Annotated in this window: 2 protein-coding genes; both read right to left on the bottom strand. The window is 47.7% G+C overall.

Going from position 1 to position 1,033, the window contains the following annotated elements; all coding sequences use genetic code 11:
• Positions 1–270: IS3 family transposase (locus tag Afil_RS10615; protein WP_230268529.1), on the bottom strand; the 270-nt coding region annotated here is incomplete at its 3' end.
• A 44-nt stretch (positions 271–314) separates the two neighbouring features.
• Positions 315–677, bottom strand: coding sequence for an HTH domain-containing protein (locus tag Afil_RS10620; protein ID WP_230268530.1), 363 nt, complete (start codon positions 675–677; stop codon positions 315–317).
• Positions 678–1,033: the final 356 nt, after the last annotated feature.

A 1,033-nucleotide genomic window follows, 5' to 3' on the forward strand; every position in this document is an offset into this window, starting at 1 on the left:
CAGGTTGAACTTTCTCATGAGCCTCCGGATCTTTTTCATGTTGAACCTGATACTGGGGCTTTGATGGAGAAGGATCATCTGGATCTGTCTGGCACCGGCATGGCCGCGCGCTTTCCGGAAAGCCTGCAGAATCAGTTCGAAATCTGCTCTGTCCCGGGCTTCTCTTTGTTCACGGCTTTCTGTCTGAGCACACCAGCTGTAGTAACCTGAACGACTGACACCGTTCATTGCACACAGCTCAGTCACAGTCAGGACATTTTCCGGATCCATAATGACATCCTGAATCAGCGCGTATTTTGAAGCAGGCCTGTTCATCATGAGCAACCTGGCTTCCTCGAGTTCGCCAGTGCAATAATTTTTTTTAGTGTATCGAGCTCTTTGCGCAATGCCCGGACTTCGCCTTCCAGTCTGGCCACTTCATCTCCTTTATCACATGTCTTTTTCCGGCTTTGGGAAATGAGATAGGCAGTGTTGGACATTCTGCTCTCCCCGATCATTTTCGGATCATATCCGAGCTTCACAAAGATCTCCCGTGGAAGGCAGCCCTGGTTGTAAAGGCGAAGGAACTCGGCCTTGAATTCGTCAGTGAATTTGAGCGTGGTTGGAAAGACAGCCTTTGTGTATGGATTGGCTGCCAGAGCTGACATCTGTTCTTCGCTGAAGCGATTTCTGTTCATAATGGTCTCCTTTGGGGATTTCCGTCACGAACAGTATGCGGGCTGAAAGTGATCAGCGAAAGAACGTCGATTAGAAAGTGTCCGCAATTAGGGAACAGATCAAAACGATCGTCCAGTAGTTGGGGTCGCTGCTAATCGGGTGTCCTTGGAATAGGTTGACTCTAAAAAATTGTCCACTTTCTGGGGTACAGTTTAATATAGAAAATAAAAAGGGTCTTCCGTAAGCTGAAAGAGTCGATCAAGACTACCAGATACAGGAGATCCCGTATGTACTCTACTAACTCTTCAGCTGCTTTTCAAGTTTCCAATGAATCGAATAACGGTCTGCTTTTCATTCCCTCATCGCTGCCGGGCTT

The organism is Allobaculum fili, from assembly GCF_020969955.1.
GTDB classification, from domain to species: Bacteria; Bacillota_I; Bacilli_A; order Erysipelotrichales; family Erysipelotrichaceae; genus Allobaculum; species Allobaculum fili.